Annotated in this window: 23 protein-coding genes and 1 tRNA gene; 11 read left to right on the top strand and 13 right to left on the bottom strand. The window is 69.8% G+C overall.

Annotated features, from left to right (window positions below; translation table 11 throughout):
* The first annotated feature begins 144 nt into the window (after positions 1 to 144).
* Complete coding sequence (locus RT282_RS02325) at positions 145 to 987, top strand: ChaN family lipoprotein (RefSeq protein WP_313311532.1); 843 nt, start codon at positions 145 to 147, stop codon at positions 985 to 987.
* On the opposite strand, the gene RT282_RS02320 is transcribed toward RT282_RS02325, so the two are convergent.
* Positions 984 to 3,614 carry an EAL domain-containing protein gene (locus RT282_RS02320; protein ID WP_313311531.1) on the bottom strand — a complete coding sequence of 877 codons (2,631 nt, stop codon included), beginning with the start codon at positions 3,612 to 3,614 and terminating at the stop codon, positions 984 to 986. The two genes, RT282_RS02325 and RT282_RS02320, sit on opposite strands and share 4 nt — an antisense overlap.
* Before the next feature lie 75 nt (positions 3,615 to 3,689).
* Here RT282_RS02320 and purU point away from each other — a divergent pair, with 75 nt between their 5' ends.
* From purU to RT282_RS02295, 5 genes are all read left to right on the top strand, one after another.
* Positions 3,690 to 4,538, top strand: a complete 849-nt coding sequence (gene purU / locus RT282_RS02315) for a formyltetrahydrofolate deformylase (RefSeq protein WP_312757201.1) — start codon at positions 3,690 to 3,692, stop codon at positions 4,536 to 4,538.
* A gap of 6 nt (positions 4,539 to 4,544) precedes the next feature.
* Positions 4,545 to 5,435, top strand: coding sequence for a LysR substrate-binding domain-containing protein (locus RT282_RS02310; protein WP_313311529.1), 891 nt, complete (start codon positions 4,545 to 4,547; stop codon positions 5,433 to 5,435).
* A 146-nt stretch (positions 5,436 to 5,581) separates the two neighbouring features.
* Complete coding sequence (locus RT282_RS02305; RefSeq protein ID WP_313311528.1) at positions 5,582 to 7,087, top strand: FAD-linked oxidase C-terminal domain-containing protein; 1,506 nt, start codon at positions 5,582 to 5,584, stop codon at positions 7,085 to 7,087.
* Positions 7,088 to 7,139: 52 nt separating this feature from the next.
* Positions 7,140 to 7,844, top strand: a complete 705-nt coding sequence (locus tag RT282_RS02300; protein WP_312304205.1) for a MarC family protein — start codon at positions 7,140 to 7,142, stop codon at positions 7,842 to 7,844.
* Positions 7,845 to 7,947: 103 nt separating this feature from the next.
* Positions 7,948 to 8,367 carry a carboxypeptidase regulatory-like domain-containing protein gene (locus tag RT282_RS02295; protein WP_312757196.1) on the top strand — a complete coding sequence of 140 codons (420 nt, stop codon included), beginning with the start codon at positions 7,948 to 7,950 and terminating at the stop codon, positions 8,365 to 8,367.
* An 82-nt stretch (positions 8,368 to 8,449) separates the two neighbouring features.
* Here the strand turns inward: RT282_RS02295 and RT282_RS02290 are convergent, their stop codons facing one another.
* From RT282_RS02290 to RT282_RS02275, 4 genes are all read right to left on the bottom strand, one after another.
* Complete coding sequence (locus RT282_RS02290) at positions 8,450 to 9,805, bottom strand: DUF445 family protein (protein WP_313311527.1); 1,356 nt, start codon at positions 9,803 to 9,805, stop codon at positions 8,450 to 8,452.
* 103 nt (positions 9,806 to 9,908) lie between these two features.
* Positions 9,909 to 11,039: an aminotransferase class V-fold PLP-dependent enzyme gene (locus RT282_RS02285; RefSeq protein ID WP_313311526.1), complete on the bottom strand. Its 1,131-nt coding sequence runs from the start codon at positions 11,037 to 11,039 to the stop codon at positions 9,909 to 9,911.
* Positions 11,040 to 11,104: 65 nt separating this feature from the next.
* The gene (locus tag RT282_RS02280; protein ID WP_313311525.1) at positions 11,105 to 14,383 is read right to left on the bottom strand and encodes a carboxyl transferase domain-containing protein; all 3,279 of its coding nucleotides are present in this window, start codon (positions 14,381 to 14,383) and stop codon (positions 11,105 to 11,107) included.
* 67 nt (positions 14,384 to 14,450) lie between these two features.
* Entirely contained in the window at positions 14,451 to 16,058 is a 1,608-nt protein-coding gene (locus RT282_RS02275) for an AMP-binding protein (RefSeq protein WP_313311523.1), read from the bottom strand.
* A 75-nt stretch (positions 16,059 to 16,133) separates the two neighbouring features.
* Here RT282_RS02275 and RT282_RS02270 point away from each other — a divergent pair, with 75 nt between their 5' ends.
* On the top strand, positions 16,134 to 16,922 hold the full coding sequence (locus RT282_RS02270; protein ID WP_313311522.1) for a TetR/AcrR family transcriptional regulator: 789 nt from the start codon (positions 16,134 to 16,136) through the stop codon (positions 16,920 to 16,922).
* Here the strand turns inward: RT282_RS02270 and RT282_RS02265 are convergent.
* Positions 16,827 to 17,540: a YggS family pyridoxal phosphate-dependent enzyme gene (locus tag RT282_RS02265; protein WP_313311521.1), complete on the bottom strand. Its 714-nt coding sequence runs from the start codon at positions 17,538 to 17,540 to the stop codon at positions 16,827 to 16,829. The two genes, RT282_RS02270 and RT282_RS02265, sit on opposite strands and share 96 nt — an antisense overlap.
* A 42-nt stretch (positions 17,541 to 17,582) precedes the next feature.
* Here RT282_RS02265 and RT282_RS02260 point away from each other — a divergent pair, with 42 nt between their 5' ends.
* From RT282_RS02260 to RT282_RS02250, 3 genes are all read left to right on the top strand, one after another.
* Positions 17,583 to 18,626, top strand: a complete 1,044-nt coding sequence (locus RT282_RS02260) for a type IV pilus twitching motility protein PilT (RefSeq protein WP_312757119.1) — start codon at positions 17,583 to 17,585, stop codon at positions 18,624 to 18,626.
* A gap of 52 nt (positions 18,627 to 18,678) precedes the next feature.
* Positions 18,679 to 19,815 carry a PilT/PilU family type 4a pilus ATPase gene (locus RT282_RS02255; protein WP_313081017.1) on the top strand — a complete coding sequence of 379 codons (1,137 nt, stop codon included), beginning with the start codon at positions 18,679 to 18,681 and terminating at the stop codon, positions 19,813 to 19,815.
* Between the two features lie 131 nt (positions 19,816 to 19,946).
* Positions 19,947 to 20,879 carry an NAD(P)-dependent oxidoreductase gene (locus RT282_RS02250; protein WP_313311512.1) on the top strand — a complete coding sequence of 311 codons (933 nt, stop codon included), beginning with the start codon at positions 19,947 to 19,949 and terminating at the stop codon, positions 20,877 to 20,879.
* A gap of 12 nt (positions 20,880 to 20,891) precedes the next feature.
* Here RT282_RS02250 and RT282_RS02245 read toward each other — a convergent pair whose 3' ends face one another.
* Genes RT282_RS02245 through RT282_RS02235 form a run of 3 tightly spaced genes read right to left on the bottom strand, consistent with a single transcriptional unit; the run spans position 20,892 to position 22,601 of the window.
* Complete coding sequence (locus RT282_RS02245) at positions 20,892 to 21,557, bottom strand: BON domain-containing protein (protein ID WP_312757125.1); 666 nt, start codon at positions 21,555 to 21,557, stop codon at positions 20,892 to 20,894.
* On the bottom strand, positions 21,554 to 22,150 hold the full coding sequence (locus tag RT282_RS02240; protein ID WP_313311511.1) for an SIS domain-containing protein: 597 nt from the start codon (positions 22,148 to 22,150) through the stop codon (positions 21,554 to 21,556). Before RT282_RS02240 ends, RT282_RS02245 begins: the two co-directional genes overlap by 4 nt.
* A gap of 49 nt (positions 22,151 to 22,199) precedes the next feature.
* Positions 22,200 to 22,601 (bottom strand): YraN family protein, encoded by a 402-nt coding sequence (locus RT282_RS02235; protein WP_312302630.1) that lies wholly within the window; start codon positions 22,599 to 22,601, stop codon positions 22,200 to 22,202.
* Here RT282_RS02235 and rsmI point away from each other — a divergent pair.
* A complete protein-coding gene (gene rsmI / locus RT282_RS02230) occupies positions 22,601 to 23,518 on the top strand; it encodes a 16S rRNA (cytidine(1402)-2'-O)-methyltransferase (RefSeq protein WP_312302629.1) in 918 nt (305 codons plus the stop codon). The genes RT282_RS02235 and rsmI overlap by 1 nt on opposite strands.
* An 83-nt stretch (positions 23,519 to 23,601) precedes the next feature.
* Here rsmI and RT282_RS02225 read toward each other — a convergent pair.
* The 4 genes from RT282_RS02225 to rpsD all read right to left on the bottom strand — a co-directional run bounded on the left by RT282_RS02225 (position 23,602) and on the right by rpsD (position 25,922).
* Positions 23,602 to 23,678 (bottom strand) — tRNA-Met (locus RT282_RS02225).
* A 25-nt stretch (positions 23,679 to 23,703) separates the two neighbouring features.
* Entirely contained in the window at positions 23,704 to 24,105 is a 402-nt protein-coding gene (rplQ, locus tag RT282_RS02220) for a 50S ribosomal protein L17 (RefSeq protein WP_313311510.1), read from the bottom strand.
* An 84-nt stretch (positions 24,106 to 24,189) separates the two neighbouring features.
* Positions 24,190 to 25,182 (bottom strand): DNA-directed RNA polymerase subunit alpha, encoded by a 993-nt coding sequence (locus RT282_RS02215; protein WP_312302626.1) that lies wholly within the window; start codon positions 25,180 to 25,182, stop codon positions 24,190 to 24,192.
* Between the two features lie 116 nt (positions 25,183 to 25,298).
* The gene (gene rpsD, locus RT282_RS02210; RefSeq protein WP_312757132.1) at positions 25,299 to 25,922 is read right to left on the bottom strand and encodes a 30S ribosomal protein S4; all 624 of its coding nucleotides are present in this window, start codon (positions 25,920 to 25,922) and stop codon (positions 25,299 to 25,301) included.
* Positions 25,923 to 26,008: the final 86 nt, after the last annotated feature.

The following is a 26,008-nucleotide window of genomic DNA, read 5'->3' as shown; positions in this document are numbered from 1 at the left end:
CGCGCCCCGGCCCGGCGCAAAGCCCGAGCCCCTCCATCCGTTTTCTGTAGCACCCAGCCGCCGCCCCATGCGGCCCCGCCGTCCGCCGGCGGCAAAAAAAGGCCCGGTCGGCCGTCGCGCTGAACCAACAATTACCATGACGCCATGCCCGTCTTTACCGCACCGCTGCGCCGCAGCCTGCCCATTTGTGCTCTGGCCGCCGCCCTGCTGGCCGGCTGCGCGTCACCCATCGGCCGTCCGCCGGGCGACGACGCCTGGCCGGTCCAGCTGGCGCGCTGGCAACGGCTGGACGCGCTGCTGCTGGGCGAGCAGCACGACGCCGCCGCCCACGAGCAGTGGCAGCGCGAGACGGTGCAGTGGCTGGCGGCCCGGGGCCGGCTGGCGGCGCTGGTGCTGGAGATGGCCGAGGCCGGCGCCGCCACCGACGGCCTGCCGCCCCAGGCCGATGCCGAGCAGGTGCGCGCCGCCCTGCGCTGGAACGACGCCGCCTGGCCCTGGCAGCGCTACGCCGGCGTGGTCATGGCCGCGGTGGCCGCCGGCGTGCCGGTGCGCGGCGGCAATCTGGACGCGGCCGGCCTGCGCGCCGCCATGCAAAACGCGGCGCTGGACACCCACCTGCCGCCCGGCCCGCTGGCGCGCCAGCGTGAGGCCATCGAGCAGGGCCACTGCGACCTGCTGCCTGCCGCGCGCGTGCAGCCCATGGTGCGGGTGCAGCTGGCGCGCGACGCCAGCCTGGCCCGCGCCCTGCGCCAGGCCCTGCAGGACGGGCGCACGGTGGTGCTGGTGGCCGGCTACGGCCACGTGCAGCGCAGCCTGGGTGTGCCCACCTGGCTGCCCGCGAATATTGAGTCAAAAGTGGCCATAGCCCAGGCGGGACAAGCGTCAGCAGCTATCGAAAGCGAAGCGGACTTCATCCAGCCCACCCCTGCCCTCCCGCCCGAGGACTACTGCGCCGGGCTGCGCGCGCGCTGGCCCGCGCAGCGCTAGGCCTGGGCGCGCAGCAACTGCGCGAACTCCCCGGCCGGCAGCGGGCGGCTGCACAGGTAGCCCTGGTACAGGTCACAGCCGCGCGCGCGCAGGAAGGCCAGCTGCTCGGGCGTCTCCACGCCTTCGGCCACCACCTTCAGCCCCAGGCTGTGGCCCATGGCGATGATGGCGGCGCTGATGGCCATGTCGTCGCCGCTTCGGGGCACGTCGCGGATGAAGCCCTGGTCGATCTTCAGCACGTCGATGGGAAAACGCTTCAGGTGCGCCAGCGAGGAGTAGCCGGTGCCGAAGTCGTCCACGGCGATGTGCACGCCCAGCCCGTGCAGGCGCAGCAGGGTCTGGCGCGCCTCCTCGGGGCGCTCGGCCAGGGCGCCCTCGGTCAGCTCCAGCTCCAGGCAGCGCGCGGCCAGGCCGCTTTCCGCCAGCGCCTGGGCGGCGCCGCCGGCCACGTCGGTCAGGTGGAACTGGCGCGGCGAGACGTTGACCGCCACGCGCAGCTCGGGCAGGCCCTCGGTCTGCCAGTGCCGTGCCTGGCGGCAGGCCTCGCGCATCACCCACAGGCCCAGCGCACCGATGACGCCCGAGCTCTCCGCCACGGGGATGAAGCGCGCCGGCGAGATCATCCCCTCCTGCGGGTCCAGCCAGCGCACCAGCGCCTCGGCGCCGACGATGCGGCCGCTGGCCACGTCCACCTGCGGCTGGTAGTACAGCTGCAGATGGCCATCGGCCATGGCCTGGCGCAGGCGCGCCTCGATCTCCAGCCGCTCGCGCGCGCCCTGGGTCATGGATTCGTCGAAGAAGGCGTAGGCGCCGCGCCCGCGCGCCTTGGCCGCATACACGGCGGCGTGCGCGTCCTGCAGCAGCAGCTGGGCGGTCCCGGCGTGCTCGGGGAACATGGCGATGCCCACGCTCACCCCCACCACCACGGCGATGCCGTCCGGCGAGTGCCAGGGTTGGCCCACGGCGCCGATCAGGCTGCGCGCCACGGCGGCGGCGCCGTCGGCATGGCGCAGCTGGCGCGCCACCACGGCGATCTCGTCGCCAGCCAGGCGCCCGATCAGGTCGCCCGGGCGCAGCGCCGAGCGCACCTGGGCAGCGATGTGCTTGAGCACCTCGTCGCCCACGGCGTGGCCCCAGCTGCCGTTGACATCCTTGAAGCGGTCCAGGTTGAGCAGCAGCACGGCCAGGCGCTCGCCGTCGGCCTGCGCGTGGGCCACCGCCTCCTGCAGCTGCTGGCCGAAGTGCAGGCGGTTGGACAGGCCGGTGAGCGGGTCGCGGTGGGCCAGAAATTCCAGCTGCGCCAAGCGCTCCTTCTCTTCGGAGATGTCGGTGAAGACGCAGACATAGTGCGTGACCCCACCCTGCGCGTCGCGCACGGCCGACAGCGACATGCGCTCGGGGATCACCTGGCCGTCCTTGCGCCGGTTCCAGATCTCGCCGCGCCAGTGGCCGCGGCGCGCCATGGAGGCCCACATCGCCTCGTAGAAAGCCTTGTCGTGCCTGCCCGACTTGAACACCCGCGGCGTGCGCCCGCGCAGCTCGTCCTCGGTGTAGCCCAGGATGCGGGTGAAGGCGGCGTTCACCGACAGGATGCGCGTCTGCGCGTCGGTGACCACCACGCCTTCGATGGTGTTGTCCACCACGGTGGTGGCCAGGCGCTGGCGCTCTTCGGCGGCGCGGCGGGCCGTCAGGTCGGTCAGGGTGCCGGAAAAGCGCTCGGGCTCGCCCTGGGCGTTCAGGTGCAGCTGCCCGCGGGCGTGGAACCAGCAGTAGCTGTCGTCGAAGCGGCGCAGCCGCGCCGTCTCGTCGAACACCTCGCCGCTGGCCAGGGCCTGCTCCACGGCGCCCTGCACGCGGTCGCGGTCGTCCGGGTGCAGCCGCGCCAGCAGCAGGCTGCCGCTGCGCGGCGGCCGGCCCTGGTGGCGCAGCAGGCGCAGCAGGCCGGACGAATAGGTGGAGCGGCGCGCCGCCATGTCCCAGTCCCACAGGCCGCTGCCGCTGCCCGCAAGCGCCAGGGCCAGCACGTCCTGGCTGTGCGCCAGCGCCTGGCGCGCAGCGACGATCTCGCTCATGTCCTGCAGCACGCAGACCAGTTGCGCCGGCTCGTCCCCTGCGGCGGCCACCAGGCGGACGTTGCACAGCACCGGCAGCGGTGCGCCGCCATCAGCGCGCAGGCATTGGCGCTCGCCCTGGTAATGCGTGACGCGCCCGGCCCTGAGATCGTCCATCTGGTGCGCAGCCTGGCCCAGGTCCCTGGGCACCACCAGGTCGCGGAAGCGCCGCTGCAACACCTCCTGCGAGCTCAGGCCCAGCCAGCTGCACAGGCGTTCGTTGGCCCACAGGATGCGCAGGCTGTCCGGGTCCACCCGCGCCATGCCGGCCGGGGCCGCCTGGGCCAGCTGCGCCAGCTCGCGCGCCAGGGCACCGCGCAGCTGCTCGGCGCGGCGCATGCGCGTCAGCAGCCACCAGGCGAAGATGCCCGACAGCAGCACGAACAGCCCGCCCTTGATGGTCTGCCAGCGCTGGATCTGCTCAGGGTCGGCCAGCCGGGCCAGCAGCAGCTCGCCCGCACCCACCCATGCGGCGCCGGCAGCGAGATAGAGAAGCAGGCCCCGGAAGGGGGTCATGCGGAGCCCTCGGGCCCTTGAGTCGATGTCCATAGCGCTGCAGAACGTGCCGGCCTGCTGCGACAATTCGCAACCATGAGCCAAGCCTACATTCTCACCTTGTCCTGCCCCGACCGGCTGGGGCTGGTGCATGCCGTCTCCGGTTTCCTGCTGGAGCACGGCGCCAACATCGAAGAAGCCGCGCAGTACAACGACCACGCCACCGGCCTGTTCTTCATGCGTGTGCAGTTCGCCTGTGACGGCCACGACGCGGCCAGCCTGCGCGAGCACCTGGAGCAGTTCGGCCAGCCCTTTCAGATGCGCCTGGGCCTGCACCCCGTGGGCGAGCCGATGAAGACCGTGATCATGGTCAGCCGCGAGGGCCACTGCCTGAACGACCTGCTGTTTCGCGTGAAAAGCGGCCTGCTGCCCATCCAGGTGGCGGCCATCATCAGCAACCACCGCGACTTCTACCAGCTGGCGGCCAGCTACAACATCCCCTTCCACCACATCCCGGTCACGGCGGCCACCAAGGCCCAGGCCGAGGCGCGGCAGTACGAGATCATCCAGGCCGAAGGCGCGCAGCTGGTGGTGCTGGCGCGCTACATGCAGGTGCTGTCCAACGACCTGTGCACCAAACTGGCTGGCCGGGCCATCAACATCCACCACAGCTTTTTGCCCAGCTTCAAGGGCGCCAAGCCGTACTACCAGGCACATGACCGCGGCGTGAAGCTGATCGGCGCCACCGCCCACTACGTGACGGCCGACCTGGACGAGGGCCCGATCATCGAACAGGACGTGGCCCGCGCCGACCACACCGACACGGTGGAGGACCTCACCGCCCGCGGACGCGACACCGAGAGCCTGGTGCTGGCGCGCGCCGTCAAGTGGCACAGCGAGCACCGCGTGCTGCCCAACGGCCACAAGACGGTCGTCTTCAGGTAACCCGCCATGGCCGCTCCGGAGGGCGCCGGCCTCAGGCGCATTCCCCCCATCCAGTGCCTGCTGACGTTCGAGGCGCTGGCGCGACTGCGCAGCGTGACGCAGACGGCCGACGAGCTGTGCGTCACGCCCAGCGCCGTGAGCCACCGCGTCAAGCAGCTCGAGCAGATCCTGGGCACGCGCCTCTTCGGCCGGGCCGACTTCTCCCTGACCACCGACGGCAGCGCCTACCTGGCCCATGTGCGCGAGGGGCTCACGGCGCTGCAGCGCTTTCCCGGCATGGCGGCCAACCCGGCCAAGCGGCGCCTGAAGATCGCCGTCACGCCGACCTTCGCCCGCGCCATCCTGATCCCGCGCCTGCGCCAATTCACCGAGGCCTACCCGGAGATCGACCTGGCGCTGCAGGTGTCCATCCCGCTGCTGGACGTGGTGGCCGAGGACGCCGATCTGGTGGTGCGCTTCGGCCCCGGCCACTACGCCGACATGGAGCACGTGGAGATCGCGCGCGACATCGTCACGCCCCTGGCCTCGCCCGCCTTCGTGCGCGAGCACGGGCCCTTTCAGCAGCCCGAGGACCTGGCCGAGGTGCCGCTGCTGCGCAGCCCGCTGGAGCCCTGGCGCAGCTGGTTCGACGCCTGCGGCCTGGACTGGCCGGCGCCCACCGAGGGCTCGCAGTTCAACGACGTGGGCCTGATGTGCGACGCCGCCGCCGCCGGCATGGGCGTGGCCCTGGTGCGCCTGAAGCTGGGCATGCCCTGGCTGGAGCAGGGCCTGCTCGTGCGCCTGTTCGACATCGACGCGCCCAGCCCGCACGCCCACTACCTGTGCTGGCGCACCGGCACCATGGACCGCTGGGAATGCGCGGCCTTCGCCGAGTGGCTGCACAAGGCCATGACCTGAAGGCTGGTCAACAGCCAAATCGCGCTCTAGCCTTTATCCATCAAGCGCTTGCAGCTATCAAAAAAATAGTTGGCGCGCAGCGCCTTCACGCGGGTTTTCAAGAAAACTCACGCCACGCCGCGGCGCGCTGGCCTACAGTTGTTCCCATGTCCAGCCCATCCAGCCCCACGCCCGCACCCAGCGCCGCCGAGCGCGCCCAGCGCCAGCAGCAGGTCGTGCAGGCGCTCCTGTCCTGCGTGCCCGAGCACGCCCTGCTGTGGCAGACCGAGGACACCACGCCCTACGAGTGCGACGGCCTGACGGCCTACCGCCAGCGCCCGCTGGTGGTCTGCCTGCCCGAGACCGAGGAAGAAGTGCAGGCCGTGCTCCAGACCTGCCACCGGCTGCAGGTGCCGGTGGTGGCGCGCGGCGCCGGCACCGGGCTGTCGGGCGGCGCCATGCCGCACGCCATGGGCGTGACGCTGTCGCTGGCCAAGTTCAACCGCATCCTGGATGTGGACCCCACCAGCCGCACGGCGCGCGTGCAGTGCGGCGTGCGCAACCTGGCCATCAGCGAGGCGGCCGCGCCCTACGGCCTGTACTACGCGCCCGACCCCAGCAGCCAGATCGCCTGCACCATCGGCGGCAACGTGGCTGAAAATTCCGGCGGCGTGCACTGCCTGAAGTACGGCCTGACGGTGCACAACGTCCTGCGCGTGCGCGGCTTCACCATGCAGGGCGAGCCCGTCACCTTCGGAGCCGAGGCCCTGGACGCGCCCGGCTACGACCTGCTGGCCGCCGTGATCGGCAGCGAGGGCATGCTGGCCGTGGCGCTGGAGGTCACCGTCAAGCTGGTGCCCAAGCCGCAGCTGGCGCGCTGCATCATGGCCAGCTTCGACGACGTGCGCAAAGCCGGCGACGCCGTCGCCGCGGTGATCGCCGCCGGCATCATCCCGGCCGGGCTGGAGATGATGGACAAGCCCATGACGGCCGCCGTCGAGGATTTCGTGAAGGCCGGCTATGACCTGACGGCCGAGGCCATCCTGCTGTGCGAATCCGACGGCACGCCCGAGGAGGTCGAGGAGGAGATCGGCCGCATGAGCGCGGTGCTCACGGCCGCCGGCGCCACCGCCATCGCCGTCAGCACCAGCGAGGAGGAGCGCGCGCGCTTTTGGAGCGGGCGCAAGAATGCCTTTCCCGCCAGCGGGCGCATCAGCCCGGACTACATGTGCATGGACTCGACCATTCCACGCAAGCGCCTGGCGGACATCCTGCTGGCTATTTCAGAGATGGAGAAGAAGTACCAGCTGCGCTGCTGCAACGTGTTCCACGCCGGCGACGGCAACCTGCACCCCTTGATCCTGTTCGATGCCAACGACCCCGACCAGCTGCGCCGCTGCGAGCTGTTCGGCGCCGACATCCTGGAGACCAGCGTGGCCATGGGCGGCACGGTGACCGGCGAGCATGGCGTGGGCGTGGAAAAGCTCAACAGCATGTGCGTGCAGTTCACCACTGAGGAGAACGCGCAGATGATGGCGCTCAAACGCGCCTTCGACCCGGCCGGGCTGCTGAACCCGGGCAAGGTCATCCCGACGCTGAACCGCTGCGCCGAATACGGCAAGATGCTGGTGCGCGGCGGGCGCCTGAGCCATCCGGACCTGCCGCGCTTTTAACTGTGGCCACACCCGCGATGGGCGGCCGCCCTGCCCGCCCCTTGTCGACGCCATGGATTTCTTGTCGCTGCCCTATCTCGCCTTCTATGGCAAAAGCCTGCTGTTCGCGCTGATCGGGATACTGCCCATCATCAACCCGCTGGCCTCGGCACCGCTGTTCGTGGACTACACGCGCGGCCTGAGCGACGAGGCGCGCACCCGGCTGGCGCGGCGCATCGGGCACAGCGTGATGGTGCTGCTGTCGTGCGCCATGGTCATGGGCTCGTACGTGCTGGACTTCTTCGGCGTGTCGCTGCCGGCCGTGCGCATTGCCGGCGGCATGGTGGTGGCGTCCATCGCCTGGCGCATGCTGGGCGCCCAGCAGGTCACCAGCGACGACGCCACGCAAATGGTGCATGCCCTGAGCGAAGACAAGGCCATCATCAAGGCCTTCTACCCGCTGACCTTTCCGCTGACTTGCGGGCCCGGCTCGATTGCCGTGGCGATTGCCATCGGCGCCAGCCTGCACACCCGGCGCAGCGTGCCCGAGACGCTGTTCAACATGGCCGGCGGCCTGACCGCGGCCGTGCTACTGGGCCTGCTGGTCTCGCTCACCTTCCGCTATTCCAGCCGCCTGCTGCACCGCCTGGGCGAAACGCGCAAGATCGTCTTCCTGCGGCTGATGGCGTTTTTGCTGCTGTGCGTGGGAGTAGAGATCATCTGGAACGGCGTGCAGGCGCTGGTCACGCCGCTGCTGGCTGGCACCGCGGCGTCCTGAAAAGCCTGCCGCGCCCCACGCGCCGGCACGCTCTGCGCTGACAGCGCCACCGATGGCCCGGGTTCAGCATGGCTTTTTGCCATGCAACCCAAGGAGCTTCGACATGCCCGCACCGTCCTTCGCCCGCCTTGTTTTGGCCGCCGCCGCCACCACCGCCGCGCTGGCCGCCGGCCCCACCCTGGCCCAGCAGCTGCCCACGGCCCACAGCCTGGGCGATCTGCGCTATCAGTGCGGCGGCATCGGCACGGACGAATCCACCGCCATGCGGGCCGCCATGAAGGACTACCCGCTGTCCCTGCTGTTCGCCCGCGCCGATGGCGCCTACGAGGCCAACATCGAGGTGCACATCAGCAGCAGCCAGGGCGGCAGCAAGCAGGCCCAGTCCTTCGTGGCCAGCGGCCCAGTGTGTCTGCTGCAGCTACCGCCCGGCAGCTACCGGGTGGACGTGCAGGGCGCCGGCCAAAGCCACAGCCGCACCGTGAAGGTGGGCGGCGCGCCGCAGTCGCTGGATTTCCGCTTCTGAGCGGGCGGCTTGGGATACAAGCCAAAACAGGCTCCAGCGCTTACCAGTAAAGCGCTGGCAGCTCCTCTTTCAATAGCAATCCTCAGCCGCCCCCGGTCGCCAGCCACAGCGCCCGGGCGTGCGAGATGCCGAACAGCACCAGCCCGATCAGCCCGCCCACCACCGTGCCGTTGATGCGGATGTACTGCAAGTCGGGCCCGATGTGCAGCTCCACCAGGCGCGCGGTCTCAGCCGCGTCCCAGCGCTGCACGGTGGCGTGGATGTGCTGGGCCACCGACTGCGCAACGTCAGGGGCGAAGGTGGCGGCCCAAAGCTCCAGGCGCACGTTCAGGCGCACCCGCAGCGCCGCGTCGCCGGCCAGCGACATGCCCAGCCACTGGCCCATGCCGGCCACGCGGCGCGCCAGCTGCGAGTTCTCGTCGGCCAGGTCCTCGCGCAAGCGGCGGCGCAGGTCGTTCCACAGCTGGCCCACGTATTGGCCCAGCAGTGCGTCGTCCTGCAGGTAGCCGCGCACCTGCTCGCCGCGGCGTGCCCATTCGGGGTCGTTCTTCAGCTGCTCGATCAGCCGCGCCACGGCGCCGTCCAGCGCCTCGCGCAGCTCGTGGCGCGGGTCGTCGGCGATGGCCTTGAGCAGCGTGTCCACGGCGTGGGTGATGGCGCCTGCGCCCTTGCCCGATAGCCAGTCGGTGGGCAGCATCTTCTGCTTCAAGGGGTGCTCGCGGCGCAGCCACTGCACCAGCGTGTCGGCGACGAACTCGCGCGTCTCGGGCGTGCGCACCTTCTCGGCCAGGCGCGCCAGCAGCGCGTCCAGCAGCGCCTGGTGGCGGCCCTCGTGGGTCAGCGCACCCAGCACCGAGGCCATGGAGCGCGACACGTCGATCTGCCCGATCAGCGTGCGCACCGCGTTGGCCAGGAAGGCCTGGATCTTGGCGTCCTCCACCGTGTCCAGCGCGGTCAGCGCCAGCCGGCCCACCTGGCGGCCCAGCAGCTGGGCGTTGGCCGGCGCCGTCAGCCACTGCGCCAGCATGCTGGCCGGGTCGTGCTGGCGGATCAGGCCGACCAGCGAGGGCGCGTCCAGGAACTTGTCGCGCACGAAGCCGGCCAGGTTGCCGCCGATGCGGTCCTTGTTGCGGGCAATGATGTCGGTGTGGCGCGAGACCAGCGGCAGGGGTATGCGCCGAAACAGCGCCGAGACGGCGAACCAGTCGGCCAGGGCGCCCACCATGGCGGCCTCGGCCACGGCGCGCAGGCAGCTCACGGCCAGCCCGGGCGGCAGGAAGTAGGTGAGGATGAAGACGGCCACCACCGCCAGAAGCAGCCCGGTGGCCTGGCGCTTGGCGCGAGCCAGCTGGCGTGCGTGGCTGTCGGGCGGCGAAAGAGGGTCGAGAGGGGAGGCGGCCGCGTCGGCCGAGGCGCTGTCCAGGGGCGAGGCTTGCATCACAGCAGCATAGACCTGCCCCACCCGCCCCGTCCATGGCCGCCCTGTAGGAGAGCGGGGCCAGTGGGCGTGCGCCCCCGGCGCCAGAGCGCCGGTTCGGGCCTCAGGCCACCCGGTCGAGCGCGGCGCGCAGGTGCTGCACCGTGCGGTCCACGTTGTGCCACTTCTCCAGGCCGAACAGGCCGACGCGGAAGGTCATGAAGTCCGGCCGCTCGCCGCACTGCAGCGGCACGCCGGAGGCGGTCTGCAGCCCGGCCTCGATGAACTTCTTGCCGCTCTGGATGCCCGGGTCGGTGGTGTAGCTGACCACCACGCCGGGCGCCTTGAACCCTTCAGCCGCCACGCTGGGGAAGCCGCGCGACTCCAGCAGCTCGCGCACCTTGGCGCCGAGTTCGATCTGCTCGGCGCGCACCTTGTCGAAGCCGTATTCGCGCGTCTCCAGCATTACGTCACGCAGGCGCACCAGGGCATCGGTGGGCATGGTGGTGTGGTAGGCGTGCTGGCCCTTTTCGTAGCCTTCGGCGATCTGCATCCATTTTTTGAGGTCGCACGAGAAGCTGGAGCTTTGCGTGCCCTCGATGGCCTGGCGCGCGCGCTGCGACAGCATGACCATGGCGCAGCACGGCGAGCTGCTCCAGCCCTTTTGCGGCGCGCTGATGAGCACGTCGACGCCGGTGGCCTGCATGTCCACCCACATGGCGCCGGAGGCCACGCAGTCCAGCACGAACAGCGCGCCGACTTCGTGCGCGGCGTCGCTCACCGTGCGGATGTAGTCGTCGGGCAGGATGATGCCGCTGGCGGTCTCCACGTGCGGGGCGAAGACGACCTTGGGGCGCTCGGCGCGGATGGCGGCCGCCACCTCGTCGACCGGGCACGGCGCCCAGGGCGCCTGGCTGCCACCGTCCTGCTGGCGCGCCTTGCACACCACCGCGCCGCCGCCCAGGCCGGCGTCGGCGTCGAAAATCTGGCTCCAGCGGTAGCTGAACCAGCCGTTGCGCACGATGAGCACCTTTTCCTTGTTGGCGAACTGGCGCGCCACGGCCTCCATGCCGAAGGTGCCGCTGCCGGGCACCAGCACGGCCGTGTGGGCGTGGTAGACGCTCTTCAGGGTGCCCAGGATGTCCTGCATGACGCCCACGAAGCGCTTGGACATGTGGTTGAGTGCGCGGTCGGTATAGACCACCGAAAATTCAAGCAGTCCGTCAGGGTCGATATCGGGCAAGAGTCCGGGCATGGAAAGGGTTCTCCGTCAACTGAAAGTGCGCCGCCGGCGCCAAGGCGGGCCAGCTTAACACCGGCCTACCACGTGTCCACGAAGCGCGCGCGGGCTTCCTGCACGCGCGCCGAGGCCAGCCCGCGGGCCAGCCAGGCGCGCGTCTCGGCCGGGTCGATGACGGCGTCGATCTCCAGCGTGCTGGCCATGTGCATGGCCTCGCCGTGGACGTACTGGCGCGCCAGCAGCTCGGCGAACAGCGCGTTGCGCTCGGCGCCCTCGGCCGCGGCGGCCAGCTCCTTGCGAAACCCCAGGCGCACTGCGCCCTCCAGCCCCATGGCGCCGAACTCGGCCGTGGGCCAGGCGACGGTGAACACCGGCGCGTGCAGGCCGCCGGCCGCCATGCCCATGGCCCCCAGGCCGTAGCCCTTGCGCAGCACCACGGCGAAGAACGGCACGCGCAGGCTGGCGGCGGCCACGAACAGGCGGCTGACGTGGCGCACCTGGGCGGTCTTCTCGGTGTCCGGCCCGACCATGAAGCCCGGCGTGTCGATCAGGCTGACCAGCGGCAGGCCGTGGGCGTTGCACAGCTGCATGAAGCGCGCCGCCTTGTCGGCGGCATCCGCGTCGATGGCGCCGCCCAGGTGGCCCGGGTTGCTGGCCAGCAGGCCCACCGGCCGGCCCTCGATGCGCCCGAAAGCCGTGTGGATGCCCACGCCGAAGCCGGTGCGCAGCGGCAGCAGGCTGCCCTCGTCCACCAGGCCCGCCATGGCGGCGCGGGTGTCGTACACGCGCAGGCGGTTGTCCGGCACCACGGCGCGCAGGGGGCGCTGGTCGGGCGCGCTCCAATCGCGCGCGCGGCCCTGGAAGAACGACAGGTAGTGCCGCGCCGCGGCCACGGCCTCGCGCTCATCCTGCACCAGCACGTCGATCACGCCGCTGGCGTGCTGCACGCCGGCCGGGCCGATGTCCTCGGGCGCGAACACGCCCAGCCCGCCGCCTTCGATCATGGCCGGCCCGCCCATGCCGATGTTGCTGGTGCGCGTGGCGATGATGGCGTCGCTGCAGCCCAGCAGCGCGGCATTGCCGGCGAAGCAGCGCCCGTGCGCGATGCCCAGCACCGGCACCTGGCCCGACAGCGCGGCATAGGCGGCGAAGGTGTGCACGTGCAGGCCGGCGACGATGGCCATATCGGTGTCGCCCGGCCGCCCGCCGCCGCCTTCAGCGAACAGCACCACGGGCAGCTGTTGCTCCAGGGCGATGCCCAGCATGCGGTCGGTCTTGGCGTGGTTGCGCATGCCCTGGGTGCCGGCCAGCACCGTGGCGTCGTAGGCCATGACGACGGTGCGGGCGCGCTCCTCGCCGCAGGCGGCGCCGTTGACGCTACCGATGCCGGTGACCATGCCGTCGGCCGGGGTGTTGGCGATCAGGTCCTCCATGCTGCGCCGGCGCGTCTGCGCGGCCACGGCCAGCTGGCCGTATTCGATGAAGGAGCCCGCGTCGCACAGGTCGTCAATGTTCTCGCGCGCGCTGCGGCTGCCCTGGGCGTGGCGGCGGGCCATGGCCTCGGGGCGGGCGGCGTCCAGCGTGTGCGCGTGGCGGTCGATGACGCGCTGCAGGTCGACCCGGATGTGGTCCGGGTCCTGCTGCTGCGCCGGCGCGCGCTCCAGCTGCTCAGCGCCGGCCGCCTCCTCCAGCACCAGCAGCGGCTGGCCCGGCGCCAGCTGCGCGCCCGGGCGGGCCAGCAGGCGCAGCACGCGGCCGGCGTGCGGGGCGGCCAGCACGTGCTCCATCTTCATGGCCTCCAGCACGGCCAGCTCGGTGCCGGCGGCGACCACGTCGCCCTCGGCCACGGCCAGCTGCACCAGGCGCGCGGGCATGGGGGCGCAGACGGCGCCTTCGGGCACGGAGGCAAGGGGCGTTTCAGGGTCTTTTTGGCCTCCAGCGCTTGTGGGGCAAGCGCTGGCAGCTATGGTTTTTGATGCTTCCTGCAGCAGCTCGGGCAGCACCGCTTCGAGCCAGCGCGTGTGCAGCGGCTGCTGGCCTTCCATCTCGGGCCGCGCGGCCAGGGCGCGCAGCAGGGGCAGGTTGGTCGGCAGGCCGTCGATGGCGCATTCGGCCAGCACCCGGCGCGAGCGGCGCAGCGCCGACGCAAAGCCGCCCGGCGCGTGCACGATGAGCTTGGCCAGCAGCGTGTCGTAGTGCGGCGAGGGCGCGCTGCCGGCCACGCCGTGCGTGTCCACGCGCACGCCCGGGCCGCTGGGCAGGTCGAAGCGCGCCAGGGTGCCGCTGCCCGGCAGCGCGTTGCCCTGGGCGTCGTACTGCTCGGCGTTGATGCGCCACTGGATGGCGCAGCCGCGCACCGGCGGCGGCGCGTCGGGGCTCAGGCCCAGGTCGGCCAGCCGCTCGCCCGCGGCCAGGCGGATCTGCGCCTGCACCAGGTCCACGCCGGTGACTTCTTCCGTCACCGTGTGCTCGACCTGCAGCCGGGCGTTGGCCTCGATGAAGACGAAGGGCAGCGTGCTGCTTTGCGCATCCACCAGGAATTCGAACGTGCCCAGGCCCTCGTAGCGCACGGCGCGCGCCAGGGCCAGCGCGGCCTGGGTCAGCTGCGCGCGCAGCGGCGGCGCCAGCGTGGGGCTGGGGGCGATCTCGACCAGCTTCTGGAAGCGCCGCTGCAGCGTGCATTCGCGCTCGCCCAGCGCCACGGCGTCGTGGCCGTCGGCGACGACCTGCACCTCGATGTGGCGCGCGCCCTCCATCAGCCGCTCCACGTACAGGCCGTCGATGCCGAACGCCGCCTGAGCCTCGCGGCGGCAGCGCTCCCAGGCGTCCTGCAGGGCGTCGGCGCTGCGCACGGCGCGCACGCCGCGCCCGCCGCCGCCGCCCACGGCCTTGAGCATGACGCCGGCGCCGCCCTGCGCGGCCAGGAAGTCCTGCGCCTGCTGCAGCGATACGGCCGCGCCGCTGCCGGGCATGACGGGTACGCCCTGCTGCTCGGCCAGCGCGCGCGAGCGCGCCTTGTCGCCGAACAGCGCCAGCTGCGCCGGCGTGGGACCGATGAAGCGCAGGCCGGCGCCTTCGCAGGCGCGCGCGAAGTCGGCGCGCTCGCTCAAGAAGCCGTAGCCGGGGTGGATGGCGTCGCAGCCCTGGGCGCTGGCGATGGTGATCAGCGCCGCGCCGTCCAGGTAGGCGGCGGGGCCACTGCCGGCCAGGGGCACGGCGGCATCGGCGGCGCGCACGTGCGGGGCGCCGGCGTCGTCCTCGGCATGCACGGCGACGCTGGCCACGCCCAGCTCGTACAGGGCGCGCACGATGCGCAGGGCCACCTCGCCGCGGTTGGCAATCAGGACTTTATGGAACATATCTCTATTGTTTTTATAGCTGCCAGCGCTTATCCAGCAAGGGATGGAGGCCGATTTGGCTTAAATCTTAATCCGCGTCGCGCAGCAGGCGGCGCAGCACCTTGCCGGCGCCGGTGGCCGGCAGCGCGGCCACCACGCGCACCTCGCGCGGCGCCTTGTAGGGCGCCATGTGCTCGCGGCACCAGGCGGTGAAGGCCTCGGCGTCGATCTGCTGGCCCGCCCGTGACACCAGGAAGGCACGCACCACTTCGCCCTTGCCAGCATCCGGCACGCCGATGACGGCGGACTGAGCCACGGCGGGGTGGCGGTTCAGGATGGATTCGACCTCCTCGGGGAAGACGCTGTAGCCCGAGACCTTGATCATTTCCTTGAAGCGGCCGAGGAAGGTGAGGTAGCCGTCCGCATCCAGCTGGCCCATGTCGCCGGTGTGCACCCAGCCGCCTTGCAGGGTCTGGGCCGTGGCCTCGGGCTTGTTCCAGTAGCCCCGGAAGTTGCCGGGGCCGCGCACCACGATCTCGCCCTTCTCGCCAGCGGGCAGCGGCTGGCCGGTGGCCGGATCGACGATGGCGATCTCGTTGCCCGGCACGGCCCGGCCCTGCGTGCCCCAGCGGATGGCGTCCACGGGCATGGCGGTGTCCACGGTGTGCGTCTCGCTCAGGCCGTAGGCGGCCTCGTGGCTGGTGCAGTGGGGGGCGAAGCTGCGCCACTGGCGCGCCAGCTCCTCGGTCCAGGCGAAGCCGAAGCTGGTCACCGGGTTGCGGCGCAGCGCGCTCCAGTCGCGCTGGCCGGCATCCGGCAGCTGCATCAGCGCGCCATTCATGGGCGCGATGCTGTACCACCATGTGATGCGCCGACCCTCCAATGCCTGGGCCACGCCGGCCGGGTCGAAGCGGTACAGCAGCGTCATGGCCGCGCCGCTGAAGACCGGCAGGTTCACGCCCATGACCATGCCGGCGATGTGGTACAGCGGCGCCACGGCCAGCAGCCGGTCGCCCTGCGCCAGGTCGTTGCACTGGGCCGCGGCCTGCGTCTTGAACAGCGCGTTGCCGTAGCTGAGCATGGCGCCCTTCGGTAACCCGGTGGTGCCGGACGTGTAGGTCATCAGCGCCACGTCGTCCATCGACAGGGCCACGGGCGCGGGCGTGCCCCCGGCGGCCACCACGGCCAGGAAGTCTTCGTCGCCCTCCGCCAGCGGCCGGCTGGCGGTGCGCTGGCCATCCAGTTCGGGCGGCACGGGCAAGTCCGGCACCTCGGGCAGCAGCTCGCCGTGGCGCACCACGAAGACGTGGGCCAGGCTGGTCTGCGCACGGACTTTTTCCACCACCGGCAGCAGCACGTCGGCGGCCACCAGTACGCGCGCGCCCAGGTCGGCCAGCTGGTACTGCAGCTCGTGCTCCTTGTTCAGCGGGCCGCAGGGGCAGACGATGGCGCCGATCTTCTGGATGCCGTAGTGCGCCATCAGGTACTGCGGGCAGTTGTTCAGGAACAGCGCCACGGGCTCGCCCTTCTTCACGCCCAGCGCCTGCAGCCGCGCGGCGAAGGCGTCGCTGGTGGCGTCCAGTTCGGCCCAGGGGATGCGGCGGCCGTACCAGTCGATGGCGGTGGCGCCCGGCGTGGCGCGGGCATGGCGGCGCAGGTGCTCGTGCAGCGGCTGGAGTGGCTGGGAATGGGTCATGCGGTGTCTCCTGGAAGGCCTGTTTGTTCGTTCGCTGCTTGCCAGCATAAGCGGCCGCCCCGCACAATGCTACCCATGGGTATAACGCAGGCGACAGGCGCAAATAAAGAGGCACATCCCTTTCCCATCACGCTGGGGCGCGGGCGCCAGCGCGCCGACACGCCCGGCAGCGCGGACAAGCGCGAGCGCATCCTGGCCGCGGCCGAGCGGCTCTTTGCGGCGCAGGGCTACGCCAGCACCACCATGGAGCAGATCGTGCAGGCGCTGGGCGTGACCAAGCCCTACGTGTACTACTACTTCCGCAACAAGCTGGAGATCTTCGAGTTGCTGAGCTGGCGCCCGGCGGTGGCCTGCTTCACGGTGCTGGACTTTGCCGAGGGCGACGCGCGGCCGGCGCACGAGAAGGTGGCGGCCGGCATGGAGCAGCTGATCCGCGCCACCATCGCGCACTACCCGGCCGCGTTCTTCCCCTACCGCGAGCCGCAGGTCTACAGCCCGCGCTTCGTCGCCGCGAAAAAGCGCCTGGCCGACCATTTCTACGAGCGCCTGTGCCTGCTGCTGGAGCAGGGGCGTGCCGAGGGCTGGTTCGACGTGGGCGAGGTGCGCATCGCCGCCCAGGCGGCGTGCAGCCTGCCGGGCTTTCTCTACCAGTGGTACCGGCCCGACGGCCGCCTGCCGCCCGAGGCCATGGTGGCCGAGCTGACGCGGCTGGCCTGCCGCGTGCTAGGACTGCGCGGCAGCGTGGGCCCCGCGCCTCAGGCTGCCGGGTTAGCTGCGCGCGCCGAAGATGCCGCTGCCCACGCGCACCAGCGTGCTGCCGGCGGCGATGGCGGCCTCCAGGTCGGCCGTCATGCCCAGCGATAGGGTGTCGAAGCGCTCCAGGCCCGGCGCGCCGCAGGCGGCGATGGCGTCGAACACGTCCCGCACCCGCGCGTGCACGGCGCGCTGGGCCTCCTGGCCGGGCACCGGGTCGGGGATGCTCATCACGCCGCGCAGGCACAGGCGCGGCAGCTGCGCCACGGCCTGCGCCAGTGCGATGGCGTCCTGCGGGGGCACACCTGACTTGCTGACGCCGCCATCGACGTTGACCTGGATGCACACCATGAGCGGCGGCAGCTGCGCCGGGCGTTGGCCCGACAGGCGCTGGGCGATCTTCAGCCGGTCCACCGTGTGCGCCCAGTCGAAGTGCTCTGCCACCAGCCGCGTCTTGTTGCTCTGGATGGGGCCGATGCAGTGCCAGCGCAACTCGGCGGCCAGCGCGGGCGCGAGCGCGGCCACGGCGGTCTTCTTGTCCACCGCTTCCTGCAGGTAGTTTTCGCCGAAGGCGCGCTGGCCGGCGTGCGCGGCCTGCAGCACCTCGGCCGCGCCAAAGGTCTTGGACACGGCCAGCAGGCCGACCCTGGCCGGGGCGCGGCCGGCGGCCTCGCAGGCGCGGGCGATACGCGCGCGCACGTGCTCCAGGTTGGCGGCGATGGTCGTCATAATGCGCGGCGAGCGTAACAGACGAAACCAGAGGGATCTTCCGTGGACATCACCCAGCTGCTTGCCTTCAGTGTCAAGAACAAGGCTTCGGACCTGCACCTGTCCGCCGGCCTGCCGCCCATGATCCGCGTGCACGGCGACGTGCGCCGCCTGAACGTCGATGCGCTGGACCACAAGACGGTGCACGCCATGGTCTACGACATCATGACGGACTCGCAGCGCAAGGTGTACGAGGAGTTCCTGGAGGTGGACTTCTCCTTCGAGATCGACGGCCTGGCGCGCTTTCGCGTCAACGCCTTCAACCAGTACCGCGGCGCGGGTGCGGTGTTCCGGACCATTCCCAGCAAGATCCTGACGCTGGAACAGCTGAACGCGCCCAAGATCTTCGCCGACCTGGCGCTCAAGCCCCGCGGCCTGGTGCTGGTGACCGGCCCCACGGGCTCGGGCAAGTCGACCACGCTGGCCGGCATGGTCAACCACCTGAACGAGAGCGAGTACGGCCACGTGCTGACGGTGGAAGACCCCATCGAGTTCGTGCACGAGTCCAAGAAGTGCCTGGTCAACCAGCGCGAGGTGGGGCCGATGACGCTGTCGTTCTCGGCCGCGCTGCGCTCCGCCCTGCGCGAGGACCCGGACGCCATCCTGGTGGGCGAAATGCGCGACCTGGAAACCATCCGCCTGGCCATGACGGCCGCCGAGACGGGCCACCTGGTGTTCGGCACGCTGCATACCTCCAGCGCCGCCAAGACCATCGACCGCATCATCGACGTCTTCCCGGCCGAGGAAAAGGAGATGGTGCGCGCCATGCTGTCGGAGTCGCTGCAGGCGGTGATCTCGCAGACGCTGTGCAAGACCAAGGACGGCCAGGGCCGCGTGGCGGCGCACGAGATCATGCTGGGCACCAGCGCCATCCGCAACCTGATCCGCGAGGCCAAGGTGGCGCAGATGTACTCCACCATCCAGACCGGCAACAGCGTGGGCATGCAGACGCTGGACCAAAACCTGGCCGACCTGGTGCGGCGCAACATCATCAGCCCGGCCGAGGCGCGCAGCAAGGCCAAGATCCCGGAAAACTTCCCCGGCTGACGCGGCGCTTGCCTGGGCGACAATGGTCGCCGGCATCTTTGGAGACAGCACAATGGAACGCGATCAGGCGAGCAAATTCATCAACGACCTGCTCCGGCTGATGGTCAGCCGCGGCGGCAGCGACCTGTTCATCACGGCGGAGTTTCCACCCGCCATCAAGGTGGACGGCAAGGTCACCAAGGTCTCGCCTCAGCCGCTCACGCCCTCGCACACGCTGACGCTGGCGCGCTCCATCATGAGCGACCGCCAGATCGCCGACTTCGAGCGCACCAAGGAGTGCAACTTCGCCATCTCGCCGGCCGGCATCGGGCGCTTCCGCGTCAACGCCTTCATCCAGCAGGGCCGCGTGGGCATGGTGCTGCGCTCCATCCCCACCACGCCGCCGACCATCGACGGGCTGGGCATGCCGCAGGTGCTCAAGGAGGTCGTGATGACCAAGCGCGGGCTGTGCATCCTGGTGGGCGCCACGGGCTCGGGCAAGTCGACCACGCTGGCGGCCATGCTGGACTGGCGCAACGAGCACACCTTCGGCCACATCATCACCGTGGAGGACCCGGTGGAGTTCGTGCACCCGCACAAGAACTGCGTGGTCACGCAGCGCGAGATCGGCCTGGACACGGACAGCTGGGAAGCGGCCCTGAAGAACACCCTGCGCCAGGCGCCGGACGTGATCCTGATGGGCGAGATCCGCGACCGCGAGACCATGGAGCACGCGGTGGCCTTCTCCGAGACCGGCCACCTGTGCCTGGCCACGCTGCACGCCAACAGCGCCAACCAGGCGCTGGACCGGATCATCAACTTCTTCCCCGAGGAGCGGCGCACGCAGCTGCTGATGGACCTGTCGCTGAACCTGCGCGCCATGGTCTCGCAGCGCCTGCTGCCGCGCCAGGACAGCAAGGGCCGCGCCGCCGCGGTGGAGATCATGCTCAACACCCCCTTGATCGCCGACCTCATCTTCAAGGGCGACGTCACCGAGATCAAGGAGATCATGAAGAAGAGCCGCAATCTGGGCATGCAGACCTTCGACCAGTCGCTGTTCGACCTGTTCGAATCCAACGTCATCACCTACGAGGACGCGCTGCGCAACGCCGACTCGGTCAACGACCTGCGCCTGCAGATCAAGCTCAGCAGCCAGCGCGCCAAGACCACCGACCTGGCCGCCGGCACCGAGCACTTCGCCATCGTCTGAGGGACTGGCGGCGGCCAACCCCTCTGTTTTCACCGGGCCGCTGGTGCGGCCCGCTTCCCGGCCCGCCCGGCAGCGCACCCACGGCTGGCGTGCCGCGTCCCGCGGGCCTTCGAACTTCCCAAGGAGAGCCCATGACCAGCAGCATCAATCCCCGCCCCTACGACGCCGTCCCCACGCGCCGTGTGGCCTTCCTCGGCCTGGGCGTGATGGGCTACCCCATGGCTGGGCACCTGGCGCGCGCCGGCCACAGCGTCACCGTCTACAACCGTACCGCTAGCAAATCAATAGCTTGGACCGCTGAATTCGCGGGCGCTGGAGAGCAAAAACATGCCGAAACCCCACGGCTGGCCGCCCAGGGCGCGGACATCGTCTTTTGCTGCGTGGGCAACGACGACGACTTGCGCTCGGTGGTCCTGGGCGAGGACGGCGCCTTTGCCGGCATGCAGCCTGGCGCCATCTTCGTGGACCACACCACGGCCTCGGCCGCCGTGGCGCGCGAGCTGCACGCCCAGGCGCGCGGGCGTGGCCTGGAGTTCGTCGACGCGCCCGTCTCTGGCGGTCAGGCCGGCGCGCAGAACGGCCTGCTGACGGTGATGTGCGGAGGCGACCAGGCGGCCTTCGACGCCGTGCAACCGACCGGCATGGCCTTTGCCCGGGCCTTCACCCGCATCGGGGACAGCGGCGCCGGTCAGCTGGCCAAGATGGTCAACCAGGTCTGCATCGCCGGGCTGGTGCAGGGCCTGTCGGAGGCCGTGGCCTTCGGCCAGCAGGCCGGCCTGGACATGCCGCTGGTGCTGGACGTCATCGGCAAGGGCGCGGCGCAGAGCTGGCAGATGGACAACCGCGGCAAGACCATGGCCCTGGGCCGCTTCGACTTCGGCTTTGCCGTGGACTGGATGCGCAAGGACCTCGGCCTGGTGCTGGAGGAGGCCAAGCGCAACGGCGCCCTGCTGCCGGTGACGGCCCTGGTGGACCAGTTCTATGCCGACGTGCAGCGCGCCGGCGGCGGGCGCTGGGACACGTCCAGCCTGATCACGCGACTGGCCGCTCCCAAAAAAAGCTGAGGGGGCGTCCGCTCAGGGCTTGGCCGGCGCAGTGGCCGCCGGGTCCTGGGTGACGGGCGCGGGCTGAGCGAGCTGGCGGGCCAGTTCGTCCTCGCTGATCACTTCGAACACCCGCACCACCTTGCGCACGCCGTTCACGCCACGGGCGATCTCGGCGCTGCGCTTGGCCTCGCGCTGCGTCACGCGGCCCATCAGATAGACCACGTTGCGCTCGGTCACCACCTTGAAGGCGCTGGCCGTGAGGTCCTTGGCATCCACCAGGCTGGCGCGCACCTTGCCGGTGATGAAGGTGTCGTTGGAGCGCTGCGTCAGGCTGGACGGGGGCATGACCCCCAGGTCGTTGACCACGGACAGCACATTCTCGACGCTGCGCACGATCTGCTCGACCTTCTGGCCGTCTTCGGCAGTGGCCACCTCCCCGGTCAGCAGGACCTGGCGGTTGTAGCTGGTGACGTTCACGTGCACCCGATCGCCCAAGGTTTCGCGGATGCGGCTGGCAGCGCGCAACTCGATACCCTCGTCCTCGACCTGGGCGCCCGCAGTGCGGCGGTCAAGGACCATCAAGGTGCCGACCATGGCTCCGCCGCCAATGACCAGCGGTGCGCAGGCGGACAGCCCGGCACCCAGGGCAGCGGCGGCGAGCACGGCCGCAGCACCGCGCAGGAAGCGTTCTTTCATAGCGATATCTCCTGATCTCCAAGCAATTGGGCATCCATGCCGTCGCACAGGCAGTGCAGCACCAGGGTCTGTACCTCACGCACGCGCGCGGGCCGGTCGTGGGGCACGCAGATTTGCACGTCGGTCTCGCGCAGCAGGCCGGCCAGGCCGCCGCCGTCGCGCCCGCACAGGGCGACCACGGTCATGTCGCGCTCGTGGGCGGCCTGCACGGCCTCCAGCAGGGCAGGCTCGTTGCCACTGGTGGTCAAGGCCAGCAGCACGTCCCCCGCCTGGCCCAGAGCGCGCACCTGGCGTGCCAGCGGCGATGCCACGGCTTCGGTGGTCGAGGCGGCCATCCAGGTGGCATCGGGTACGAGCGCCAGGGCAGCCAGCTCGGGCCGATCGCGCTCGAAACCACCCACGCACAAGGCCGCGAACTGCTGCGCCAGCGCGCCGCAGGGGCCACTGCCGCAGGACAGCAGCTTGGCGCCGCCGGTAATGGAGGCCACCATCGCCTGCACCGCCGCGGCGATGGCGCCGCTCAGGGCCTGCGAGGTCTGGTATTTGAGATCGGCACTGTCAATGAAGTGCTGCTGGATCCGTTGCTCAAGCATGGGCCGGAGATGATACCCGCCGCCCGATGCCTGCCCGCCCGTCCGCGCTTTAGCCAGCGTCGAAGGCTGCGCGCAGCCATTGCAGCCGGCCCTGCTCGATCAGCACCGCGTCGAAGCGGCAGGCCGGTGGCTGCGCCCAGCGCATCAGGTAGCACTGTGCAGCAAAGATGATGCGCCGGCGCTTGGTGGCGCCAATGCTGGCGCCCGCGCCGCCATGGCTGGCGCCAGCGCGGCTACGCACCTCGACGAACACCAGCGTGCCGTCGGGCTCGCGCATGATCAGGTCGATCTCGCCGCCGCCGCGCCCGGCGGTCCGATAATTGCGCTGCACAAGCACCAGGCCCGCCGCCAGCAGGTGGGCCAGCGCCTGCTCCTCGGCCGCCTGGCCCGCCACGCGCGTAGTCGTGACCATTCCCTGCCGGCCCGCGCCACTGTTTTGAAGGAATCCCATTGAGCGCATCCTTTGCTTCGGCCCTTGGCGCCGCACACGACGCGGCTGCCGCGCAGCATTATCCGCAGGGCGCTCTGTATGTCGTGGCCACGCCCATCGGCAACCTGGCTGATATCACCCTGCGCGCACTGCATGTGCTGCAGCTGGCCGACATCGTCGCTTGCGAAGACACGCGACATACTCAGGCATTGCTGCGCGCCTATGGCATCGACAAGGGTGGTGCCAACCTGCTGGCGCTGCACCAGCACAACGAAGCGCAGGCCGCGCAGCAGGTGGTCGCCCAGCTGCAGCAGGGCAGGCGCATAGCGTATGTCAGCGACGCCGGCACCCCTGGCGTGAGCGACCCGGGTGCTCGCCTGGTGGATGCGGTGCAGAAGGAAGGCCTGCGCTGCATTCCGCTGCCGGGCGCCAGCAGCGTGACCACGGCGCTCAGCGTGGCAGGGGCAGTCGCAGCGTCCACCGAGGCGCAGGGCTTCGTTTTCCACGGCTTTCTGCCCACCCGGGCGGGAGAACGCACTAACGCCATCCAGCACCTGGCTCAGGAGCCACGCTGCGTGGTGCTGCTGGAGGCGCCTCACCGCATACAAGAATTGGCCACTGCCCTGGCCGTACTGGGCGAGCGCCGGGTCACGCTGGCTCGGGAGCTAACCAAGCAGTTCGAGGAGGTTTCCAGCCACCCTGCAAGCGAGCTGCCCGCGTGGCTGGCAGGGTCGCCCCAGAGGGCCAAAGGCGAGTTCGTGGTTCTGCTGCATCCCATGGCCGCCCAGGCAGACGCGGCCTTCGGCCAGGGGGAGCAAGTGCTGGCCCTGCTGCTCGCTGAACTGCCCACCAAGGCCGCGGTGAGACTGGCTGCCGAAATCACGGGAGCGCCGCGCAACCCCTTGTATGAGGCCGCCTTGCGCATGAAAAACGGCTGATGCCGCACGCGGAGCTGGCTCCGGGCAAAAAAAAGCCCGCGTAAGCGGGCTTTTTGAAGTTCAGGCTGCAGGCCTGAATTGTTTGGTTGCGCGAGGAGGATTTGAACCTCCGACCTTTGGGTTATGAGCCCAACGAGCTACCAGGCTGCTCCATCGCGCGTCAGAAATGAGAGTATACCCTATTTTTATGCCTTGGCCGAAGATTCAGCGGCTTCGCCAGCATCTTCTTCGGCGCGCTCGACAAACTCCACATAGGCCATGGGTGCGTTGTCGCCCACGCGGAAGCCCATCTTCAGGATGCGCGTATAGCCACCGGGACGGGCCTTGAAGCGCGGACCCAGTTCGTTGAACAGCTTGGTCACGCTGTCGCGGTCGCGCAGGCGGTTGAAGGCCAGGCGGCGGTTGGCGACGGAGTCCTCCTTGGCCAGGGTGATCATGGGTTCGATCACGCGGCGCAGTTCCTTGGCCTTGGGAACGGTGGTTTTGATGGCCTCGTGCTCGATGAGCGAGTTCATCATGTTCTGCAGCATCGCAAGGCGGTGCGATGTCGTGCGGTTGAGTTTGCGCAGGCCGTGTCCGTGACGCATGGTGCTTTCCTTATCAATCAATTAAAACGGGCAGCCGTATCAGGTACTGCCCGGAGCACTCCCCAGGTGGGGACAAATGGCAGATCAGCGCTTGTCCAGGCCGGCGGGCGGCCAGTTCTCGAGCTTCATGCCCAGGGTAAGGCCGCGCGAGGCGAGCACTTCCTTGATTTCGTTGAGCGACTTGCGGCCCAGGTTGGGCGTCTTGAGCAGCTCGTTCTCGGTGCGCTGGATCAGGTCACCGATGTAGTAGATGTTCTCAGCCTTCAGGCAGTTGGCCGAACGCACCGTGAGTTCCAGCTCGTCCACCGGACGCAGCAGGATCGGGTCGAACGTGGCGGCGCCGCGCGAACTGGAAGGTGCGTCGAACGCAGCCAGTTCGCCGCCTTCGAGTTGCGCAAACACAGCCAGCTGCTCGACCAGGATCTTGGCCGATGCGCGCACGGCGTCTTCGGCCGAGATGGCACCGTTGGTCTCAATCTCCATCACCAGCTTGTCCAGGTCGGTGCGCTGCTCCACGCGAGCGCTTTCCACCGTGTAGCTCACGCGGCGGATCGGCGAGAACGAGGCGTCCAGCACGATGCGACCGATGGACTTGGTGGACTCGTCGGCATAGCGGCGCAGGCTACCGGGCACATAGCCACGGCCCTTCTCGACCTTGATCTGCATGTCGAGTTTGCCACCAGCGGACAGCGTGGCGATCACGTGGTCCGGGTTGACGATCTCGACATCGTGCGGCGTCTGGATGTCACGCGCCGTCACGACGCCTTCGCCATCCTTGCGCAGCGACAAGGTGACTTCGTCACGGTTGTGCAGCTTGAACACAACGCCCTTGAGGTTCAGGAGGATGTTCACGACATCTTCCTGCACACCGTCAATGGAGGAGTACTCGTGCAGCACGCTGGCGATCGTCACTTCCGTTGCTGCGTAGCCGACCATGGAAGAGAGCAGAACCCGGCGCAGGGCGTTGCCGAGCGTGTGGCCATAGCCGCGCTCGAAAGGCTCCAGTTCCACTTTGGCGCGATTAGGGCCCAGCTGCTCGACGTTGATGGTCTTGGGCTTCAGCAAATTGGTTTGCATGCAGACTTCCTCTCAATACCCCCAGCTCGTTACACCGGTAAGGCGGGTGAAGCGCCCCTACCGCGATGCCTCGCGGTAGGGGAGTACGTTTCTTTCCGTGCGGGAGCCGCCCGGGATTAACGCGAATACAACTCGACGATCAGGGATTCGTTGATGTCGGCGCCGAATTCGTCGCGATCGGGAGCCTTCTTGAAGGTGCCTTCGACCTTCTCGACATTGACCTCGACCCAGGCCGGGATGCCGACCTGCTGTGCCAGCTGCAGCGCTTCGACGATGCGTGCTTGCTTCTTGGACTTCTCGCGCACGGCGACTACGTCACCGACCTTCACGAGATAGGAAGCGATGTTCACGGACTGGCCGTTCACCGTAACGGCCTTGTGCGACACCAGCTGGCGTGCTTCGGCGCGCGTGGAGCCGAAGCCCATGCGGTACACCACGTTATCCAGGCGGCTTTCCAGCAGGCCCAGGAGGTTGGCGCCGGTGTTGCCCTTGCGGCGCTCGGCTTCGGCGAAGTAACGGCGGAACTGCTTTTCCAGCACGCCGTACATGCGCTTGACCTTCTGCTTTTCGCGCAGTTGCAGACCGTAGTCGGAGGTGCGTGCGCCAGAAGTACGGCCGTGCTGGCCAGGCTTGGAGTCGAACTTGGCCTTGTCCGCGATCGAGCGACGCGCACTCTTGAGGAACAGGTCGGTGCCTTCGCGGCGGGAGAGTTTGGCCTTGGGGCCCAGATAACGTGCCACTTGAGTTTCCTTGGTATTTTCAGCTGCCGCAGGCTTGCTGCGGGAGCCACCTTCATCGCACGCGAATGCGATGGGTGGCGGTGGGC

The sequence above is a fragment of the Pulveribacter sp. genome, from assembly GCF_032079985.1.
GTDB lineage: Bacteria > Pseudomonadota > Gammaproteobacteria > Burkholderiales > Burkholderiaceae_C > Melaminivora.
This window is presented reverse-complemented; position numbering and strand designations above follow the sequence as displayed.